Annotated in this window: 3 protein-coding genes and 1 tRNA gene; 2 read left to right on the forward strand and 2 right to left on the reverse strand. The window is 41.7% G+C overall.

All coding sequences use genetic code 11. From position 1 onward, the window contains the following. Window positions 1–22 precede the first annotated feature (22 nt). Together AC1DU2_RS25915 and glyA are read right to left on the reverse strand one after the other, a co-directional pair. Window positions 23–3,154: a PAS domain S-box protein gene (locus AC1DU2_RS25915; protein WP_477387996.1), complete on the reverse strand. Its 3,132-nt coding sequence runs from the start codon at window positions 3,152–3,154 to the stop codon at window positions 23–25. Next, the gene (gene glyA, locus AC1DU2_RS25920) at window positions 3,155–4,441 is read right to left on the reverse strand and encodes a serine hydroxymethyltransferase (RefSeq protein ID WP_477387998.1); all 1,287 of its coding nucleotides are present in this window, start codon (window positions 4,439–4,441) and stop codon (window positions 3,155–3,157) included. A gap of 570 nt (window positions 4,442–5,011) precedes the next feature. Here glyA and AC1DU2_RS25925 point away from each other — a divergent pair. Together AC1DU2_RS25925 and AC1DU2_RS25930 are read left to right on the forward strand one after the other, a co-directional pair. Next, window positions 5,012–5,545 (forward strand): N-acetyltransferase family protein, encoded by a 534-nt coding sequence (locus tag AC1DU2_RS25925; RefSeq protein WP_477388000.1) that lies wholly within the window; start codon window positions 5,012–5,014, stop codon window positions 5,543–5,545. A 55-nt stretch (window positions 5,546–5,600) separates the two neighbouring features. Beyond that, window positions 5,601–5,674: transfer RNA gene (locus AC1DU2_RS25930), tRNA-Ala, on the forward strand. Window positions 5,675–6,064 lie beyond the last annotated feature (390 nt).

A 6,064-nucleotide genomic window follows, 5' to 3' on the forward strand; every position in this document is an offset into this window, starting at 1 on the left:
CCCCTTTAGGGGGCTGGGGGGCCTATTGATGCTGATACCTGCTCAGCTTCTCGAAAAGGATTTTTGGATCAAATGGTTTCAGGATATAGTCGTTCATGCCTGCATTGTCGATCTCGCCCATCTGGTTACTTAACATAGATGCGGTTAAAGCGATAATAGGTAATTGCTGAAAATACGGTTCGGGATTTGAGCGGATAACCTGGGTGGCTTCCAACCCACCCATTTCGGGCATGTGTATATCCATCAATACTACGTTATAATTTTGGTTGGCGGTCACCTTGTTTACTGCCTCAAGCCCGTTTTCGGCAAAGTCTGCATCGGCGCCCCATTTTTTAAGGATTTTATTAATTAATAACCGGTTTATCTGGTTGTCATCAACTACTAAAACGTTAATTTTTAGTCCTTCTTCCACTTTATTATTATTGGTATTTAATTGCTTATCTGCTTTGTCAAAAGTAATGGTAAACCAAAAGGTGGAACCTTGTCCCGGTACACTATCCACATTTATACGCGAATCATGTAGTTCAATAAGGCGCTTACTAATGGCCAGCCCTAAACCAGTGCCCCCATACTTACGCGTAGTATCAGCTTCAGCCTGTTTAAATTGCTCAAATATCACATTTATTTTGTCGGGCGCTATACCTATCCCCGTATCTGTGATCGAAAACCTGATCCTTACATCCTTATCAGTTTCCTGGATAACCTTCAGATCGACATTGACACCACCTTCTTCGGTAAACTTAACCGCATTGCTCACGAGGTTTAAAATTATCTGACTTAAGCGGGTCCGGTCACCCAAAACAATTGATGGTATATCATCGTCGACGCTTCTGCTAAGATATATATTTTTTTCGACTGCTTTGTATTGCAATGAATTGTTGATGCTTTGCACCATATCGCGCAGGTCAAGACGTACACGCTCAAGCTCCACATTGCCTGTCTCCATCTTGGCAAAATCAAGCACATCGTTAATCAACGTCAATAAATTCTCGGCCGAAAATTTAAGAATAGCCAGGTTTTCTTTCTGCGATTCCAGCGGGTCTTCATCCATCAGCAGGTGCGACATACCAATAACAGCGTTTAAAGGCGTGCGGATTTCGTGGCTCATTACCGAGATAAACATATCCTTGGCCCTACTCAGTTGCAACGCCTCTTCCTTGGCAGCAATTAATTGAATCTCGGCCTTCTTTTTCTCAGTAATATCAATAATTACCTCTACGTATTTATCAACTTTACCTTTAGCATCCAATATTACCGAGTTGATGACAGATACCCACAAAGGTTGTCCGTCACGGCGGTAAACAAGCAAATCTACCTCAAAAGATTGTTTATTTCGTGATAGCTCTCGCGCCCGTTCAATAATTGCAACGTCTGTTAGCGCGCCCTTCAATACGTCACCCAGGTGGTTCCCCCGCACCTCTTTTATCTGGTACCCGGTAATTTTCTCAAAAGCTTCGTTAACCCACTCAACCCGGCCCTCGCTGTTATTAATAACAATGCCGCTGGTAACCTTACTTGCCACAAGGGATAAAAGGGTAAGTTCTTCCTCGGCCTTCTTACGTTCAGTAATATCAACCATCACCCCTATCTGCCGGTCAACTTTACCTACCTCATTAAATATCGGGCTATTTGATAGCCAGACCCATATTGGTGTACCGTCTTTTTTGTATACTTTTATTTCAACCTCATAAGGCCGGTTTTCTTTTACGGCCTGCACAGCGCCTTCAAAAACGCTCAGGTCCGAGTCCTTACCCAACAACGATGTGCCAATTGCCTTGCCTTCCAGCTCGGCAAATGAATAACCGATAATATCTTCAAGGGCCTGGTTCATCCACATAAACCGCCCCTCGATATCCCGGATAAATATCCCTCCGGGCGATTTCCTTGCTGCAAACGATAATATCTCCAGGTCCTGCTCAACTTTTTTACGTACCGATATATCAATAATCACCCTGATATATTTATCAACATCGCCCCCACTGTTACGTATAACAGAATTAATAATTGTAACCCATAAAGGCTTACAGCTTTTTGGAGTTATTAAAAGGTCAACCTCATATGATTCCTTATTTTTTATCGAAGCAAGCAATTTTGCCTCTGCGGCGGCATCTACAACGGTACCTTTGAGCGTGGCACCCAACCATTTATTTTCAATCTCGGCTAAGGTAAAGCCGGTAATGTGTTCAAATGCATCATTTACCCAAACAACCTCATCGGCGGCGTTACTTATTACAACGCCGTTACTAACTTTACTGGCTACCRGGGCCAATTGCTCCAACTCCTGTGAAATATGTTTTTGATAACTAATATCACGTCCACTGGCAAACCATTTATCACCACTAAATTTAACCGACCAGCTTACCCATTTAATAGCTTCTTTGGGTGCCCAAACAATAGTTTCTATATCAAATTTACGTTGTTGCTTACTTAGCCCTGTTTTAAGCACATTTAAAGTGCGAAGCTTTTCCTCTTCAGGAAAAAAGTTCCAGATGGGCTGTCCAATGGCGCTATCCGGGCTAATACCCAAAACCGTATCAACCGAACGATTAATTTGTTCAATATTAAAGTCCCTGTCCATAATGCAATGAACATCGGGCGAACTATCAAACAGGTTGTAAAAATCTTTATGAATTTGCAGGTTGCGCTCCAATTCGCGCTTTTGCTTGCGCAATTCAAGGTGCGACATCACATCTTTGGCAAGTGTTTTTAACGCGTCTTCCTGCTCGGCGTTCAGAGACTTTATTTTCTGATCAAAAACACAAAGCGTTCCTATGCGGTGACCTTGTGGGTCAACTAAAGGGGCGCTGGCATAAAACCTAATACCCATATCGCCTTTTACCAGGTCGGTATTGGCATATAAATCATTTTTGGTAGCATCCGGAACGATAATTATATCATCGCCCAAAATAGTGTGGCGGCAAAAAGATTCAGTTTTGGGGATATAATCAACCTGCAGGCCAACTTTTGATTTAAACCATTGCCGGTCATCGTCAATAAAAGTGATAAAAGCTAAAGGCGCCTGGCATATATAGGATGCCAGGCGCGTTATAGCGTCATATTCTTCTTCGGGCAGGGTATCAAGCACATGGTATGATTGCAGCGCGGTTAAACGCTCTTTCTCATTATCTATAAATCCACGCTGCTCTGCTGCCATTTATTMTGATCCTTCTTCGCGATATAATGGAAAATCGTGCATCAGCTTGTGTACCCTTTTACGAATTTTCTTGATAGAATGTTCGTTTTCAGGGTCAGAAAGTACTGCATCTATCAGCTCCACAATCTCCTCCATGTGCTTTTCTTTCATATGGCGGGTGGTGATAGCCGCTGTGCCAACACGGATACCAGATGTTACAAACGGCGACTTATCATCATAAGGCACCATATTTTTATTTACGGTAATATCGGCGCTAACCAAAGCATTCTCGGCGGCCTTGCCAGTGATGTTTTTATTACGCAAATCAATTAGCATCAGGTGATTGTCGGTACCGCCTGAAATAATCTGGTAACCACGTTTCACGAATGCTTCGGCCATAGCTTCGGCATTCTTTTTTACCTGTACAATGTATTTCATGTAGCTATCACTCAAAGCCTCGCCAAAAGCAATGGCTTTAGCCGCAATGATGTGCTCCAGCGGGCCTCCCTGAGTACCAGGGAACACAGCCATATCTAATAATGACGACATCATCCGGGTTTCGCCTTTAGGGGTTTTAACACCGAAAGGATTTTCAAAATCTTTGCCCAGCAAAATTAAACCACCGCGCGGCCCGCGTAAGGTTTTATGTGTAGTTGTAGTAACGATATGGCAGTGCGGAAGCGGATCTTTCAGCAAACCGCGCGCTATAAGACCTGATGGATGCGAAATGTCGGCCAACACCAAAGCGCCAACTTCATCGGCAACGGCACGGATAAATTCATAATCCCAATCGCGTGAATAGGCAGAAGCACCGCAGATAATCAGTTTTGGTTTTTGCTCCAAAGCCACTCTCTTTAGCTGATCGTAATCAATTAAGCCGGTTTCTTTAACTACACCGTAAAAATGAGGCTCGTATAATTTACCCGAAAAATTTACCGGCGAACCATGTGTTAAGTGGCCACCATGCGAAAGATCAAAACCTAATATTTTATCGCCAGGCTGTAAACAGGCAAGCATAACAGCAGCATTTGCTTGCGCACCAGAATGTGGCTGCACATTTGCCCACTCGGCATTAAACAGCTGTTTTGCACGCTCAATAGCAATGGTTTCAATTTCATCAACTACCTCGCAACCGCCATAATAACGTTTGCCAGGCAAACCTTCGGCATATTTGTTGGTAGCAACAGAACCTGCCGCTTCCATTACCTGACGGCTTACAAAATTTTCAGATGCAATTAGTTCAATACCCTCTTCCTGGCGTTGCTGCTCTTCATCCAAAAGTTTAAATATCAGTTTATCTCTTTTCATTGTGTGTTTTTAACGGCGCTAAGTTAAGTAATTGATACAGAATTGAGATGTGAGATATAAGATTTGAGGCAAAAGTAATCTGAGATTCTACTGGTCATAAAATTAGCGCAATATAATTTGCTATACAAGCTATAATAACTAATATATTTTTGCAACAAGCTCATTCTACATCGCAACAATACGAAATTGTTGATTAAAAAAATTTACGATTATGGTATTTGCTCAGAAAACGCCTCTTATGGCTGCTATTATCTGATGACCCGGAGCTTCATGGCACCGATAAAACATTCTTTTAGCTTTTCAGTCGGCCTACTCACCATAGATGTCAGGAATTAATTTACAAACTGATGGCGAAAGGTGCATGTGCCAATGCTAACGAGCGGGGTTGCAGACGAATGAGCCTGCGCTTAAATAATCAATTTTTGATATCGCCCTCAACCGAGTAAGCGTCCATTATTCTCCGCGATATTTAGCCCAGGGTTCATGCCATCCATTTTAAAGTTTCACTTAAATTATTCGCTTGTAATTCACAATGTATATATTTATGTAGCCTCCCATGAATAAAGATATATGAACAACAACATCAACGGTCTGATCATTCGACCGGCATCAATAAAAGATGCCGGTGATATTCTTGATATCTATAATGACGCTATTTTAAATACAACTGCGGTTTATAGCTATAAACCACACACCATTGACATGAGACTGGAATGGATGGAAGAAAAAAACCGACATAACATACCTGTTTTTGTTGCCGAAGTGAATGGAAAGATTACAGGCTTTGCAACTTACGGACCGTTCAGGGCCTGGGCAGCTTATCAATATACCATAGAGCATTCGGTATATGTGCACAAAGCTTACAGGCAGCAAGGGATAGCAAGGAGCCTTTTACTACACCTTATTGAAGCCGTTAAGCAAAAACCAATACATACCATAATTGCCGGCGTAGATGCCAATAATATAGCAAGCATTAGCCTGCACCAAAAATTGGGCTTTGCAGAAATAGGTACCTTTAAACAGGTGGGCTATAAATTTAACAACTGGCTCGATTTGAAATTTATGCAATTAATATTGGATAATGATTTCAAGCCCGACAACTAATTTTAAAATCAAATTCTTTTTTAATACTTAAAATTATATATTTGCCACCCGAAACGGGGGATTAGCTCAGCTGGCTAGAGCGCTTGCATGGCATGCAAGAGGTCATCGGTTCGACTCCGATATTCTCCACTGATTGAACAACAGGCTTTTAGATTGATTTCTAAAGGCCTGCTTTTTTTCCCGCTGGGCACTTTTTGCAACCTTCCCGCGATTAGTCAAAATCCCCTTTTTTACCAGATTAACTAATAGAGCTTAAAAACAAAATATCCATATCAATTCATGTATCAGTATGCTATCTATGGCGTATTTTAAGTCCATCCGGTAGTTAGGCATATGCGGCCGTTATTACATTTGCAACAAACGCATTAAATTACAGTTGAGATGACCTATTGCTTTTTCAAAAAAAAGACTGCCGATTAAAAATTAATAACAATTTAATCCAAAACCCCTTAAAACAAGTAAAGCCCCTGATGGGCAGGGGCCTTTACTAACCAATTATAAACCTAAATTATGAGAAGA

This window comes from Mucilaginibacter sp. P4_C11 (genome assembly GCF_056402115.1).

Bases quoted from the DNA above. Each gene is read 5' to 3' on its own strand.
- AC1DU2_RS25925 (WP_477388000.1), top strand. From the start codon at position 5,012: ATGAACAACAACATCAACGGTCTGATCATTCGACCGGCATCAATAAAA.